We start from the raw sequence: 2,209 nt of genomic DNA, 5'->3' as shown, positions 1-2,209 counted from the left end.
GTTCCCCCTTCGGGGGGATCCCTAGAAATTGGAAACAATTCCGCCACCGATCCTGGCTATACTGAGGACACGCTCACCCAAAGTAGGGGTGAGCTTTCACTCGGCAGCGATTCACATGAGTTTTTGGAAAGGCCTGTTCGGGTCAGCAGGAGCTGCTACAACCAAAGAGCCGGCGCAAACAGCTAGGGCCGACCGTCGCCAGGAAACGGTGGTGGTACGAGGGGAGACAATCCTCTTCAGCTTGGATCCCAACTTGGATCTGTACGAGCTAGAGGAGCTCTGCGATGCGGTGGGGTGGTCGCGTCGCCCCATTCACAAGGTGAGAAAAGCCCTGCAGCACAGCTTTTTGGTGGTGTCGATGTGGCAGCAGCGGGGCAGCTACCGTCGCCTCATCGGCTTTGCCCGGGCAACGTCCGACCACGCTTTCAATGCCACCATTTGGGATGTGGTGGTTCATCCCGATTTCCAGGGTAGGGGTCTGGGCAAGCGGCTGATGGAAAAGGTGATCCACGAGCTGCGCGCCCGAGACATCAGCAACATCACCCTTTTTGCCGATCAGGGAGTGGTCAGCTTTTACGAACGGCTGGGCTTCACCGCCGACCCTGAGGGGATCAAAGGCATGTTCTGGTATCCCCGCTAGCGTATGGCCCCTGTGGTGATTTTGCCCGGTTATCTGGCGGGTGCGTCGGAGTATGAGCCCCTGCGCCAAGAGCTGGAAGCCCGCGGCTATGCGGCACGGGTGGTGCCGTTGCAGGTGCGCAGTTGGTTTCCCACGCTGGGGGGAAGGCCTGTCACTCCCATCCTGTGGGCCCTTCGAGAGACCATCCAAAAGACCTGCGCTGAGTTTGGGGTTGACCGAGTTAACCTGGTGGCCCACTCCGCCGGCGGCTGGATTGCCCGCATCTACCTGGGATCCGTGCCCTATGGGGGACAGGTGTGGCAGGGGCGGGAGCAGGTCGCTGCGCTGATTAGCTTGGGATCCCCCCACACCAGCCGGGAGCGCTGGACGAAGCGCAATTTGGACTTTGTCAACACCCACTATCCGGGGGCCTTTTGGCCCGAGGTCAAATATGTGTGCGTGGCGGGCAGGGTCATCCAGGGGCAGAGGTTGAGTCTGGGATCCCTGTGGCGACAGGAGCATTATCTGGCTTGGCTGGCCTACAACAGCTATTGGCTCACGGCTGGACAGGGGGAATTGTGGGGCGATGGCATTACCCCCATCGAGGCTGCCCACCTGCAGGGGGCTGTTAACCTCACTCTGCCCAACTGCTACCATTCCGGTCGGGGTGGACGGCGCTGGTATGGATCCCCCGAGGTGGTGGAAACTTGGGCTCAGTATCTGGCTTAGGGCCGGGGTTTAGCTGCCAGGCTTGCTTGGGTCGCCGAGGGAAGTCTCGGGCAAAGAGGCGGCCGATTGGCGGCGTTCCTGCTGACGCCGGGCGGCTTTTACCATCTCCTCGACCACAGCCCGCGCCTGCTTCATGCGATCCAAACTGCTGCGATAGAGCTCCAGATCTTTTCTCACCCGCTCTGTTGAAAAGGGCAGCTTGCTCACCACATTCTCCAAAAAGCGGCGGGTGCGTTCTTCTGGTTCTTCGTAAAGGGACTTGGCCACAACTTCATAGGCTGTGTAAAGGCCAACAGCTAAGACCCGGCTGTAGGCGTAGGGCGGCTGAGTCATGCGCTCCAAAATGGCTTTCAACCCACCCACATCTTCCGCCTCTGGCTTGAGACAGAGGAGATCAAGTCTTTGACGGGGATCCCCGCTTCCCATCAACTCCAGCAGATCGCGGGCATTCTTGCGCAACACCTCCGGCTTGAGGTGCAGAGCCTTACAGAGGGCGTTGAAAATGGCTTCTCGCTGCTCAGGGGGGTGATAGGCTTCCATCAGCCCGTCGTAGAGGGTGACCAGCCCCAAGGCAAAAAACGGATCGTAGACGAAGGTGCTGTTGACAGTGGTCAGGTGCAGCTCCACCAACAACTCCTCCACCACCCGGCGATAGACGGCGTTGATCGGGCGAGGGTAGGCGCTGAAAAAGGCCGCTTTGGTGGCGGAGAGGGTGCGAACAGGATTCACAGGCAGACAAAAATGAGCTTGAGGATGGCTTCTCTGTTTTTTTATTCTCACCTGTGCTGACCCTGAGGGCAAGCTGTGTTGACATCCTCCCCGGCCTGAAGGCTGGAGATTCCTACCACGCTGCGCATGGAT

At 59.4% G+C, this 2,209-nt stretch carries 3 protein-coding genes; 2 read left to right on the top strand and 1 reads right to left on the bottom strand.

What is annotated here, in order from left to right:
• Positions 1-115: 115 nt before the first annotated feature.
• Positions 116-640 (top strand): GNAT family N-acetyltransferase, encoded by a 525-nt coding sequence (locus NW829_RS12125; protein ID WP_414343795.1) that lies wholly within the window; start codon positions 116-118, stop codon positions 638-640.
• Between the two features lie 3 nt (positions 641-643).
• Positions 644-1,348, top strand: a complete 705-nt coding sequence (locus NW829_RS12120; protein WP_011432154.1) for an esterase/lipase family protein — start codon at positions 644-646, stop codon at positions 1,346-1,348.
• Positions 1,349-1,357: 9 nt separating this feature from the next.
• Here the strand turns inward: NW829_RS12120 and psb29 are convergent, their stop codons facing one another.
• The gene (psb29, locus tag NW829_RS12115) at positions 1,358-2,077 is read right to left on the bottom strand and encodes a photosystem II biogenesis protein Psp29 (RefSeq protein WP_041436186.1); all 720 of its coding nucleotides are present in this window, start codon (positions 2,075-2,077) and stop codon (positions 1,358-1,360) included.
• Positions 2,078-2,209: the final 132 nt, after the last annotated feature.

This window comes from Synechococcus sp. R55.8 (genome assembly GCF_047461895.1).
GTDB lineage: Bacteria > Cyanobacteriota > Cyanobacteriia > Thermostichales > Thermostichaceae > Thermostichus.
Note: the sequence above shows the minus strand (reverse complement) of the source record. Positions and strands in the feature narration are given on the sequence as shown.

Excerpts from the sequence above, each read along its gene's own strand:
- NW829_RS12125 (WP_414343795.1), top strand. The coding sequence starts at position 116 with ATGAGTTTTTGGAAAGGCCTGTTCGGGTCAGCAGGAGCTGCTACAACC.
- NW829_RS12120 (WP_011432154.1), top strand. The coding sequence starts at position 644 with ATGGCCCCTGTGGTGATTTTGCCCGGTTATCTGGCGGGTGCGTCGGAG.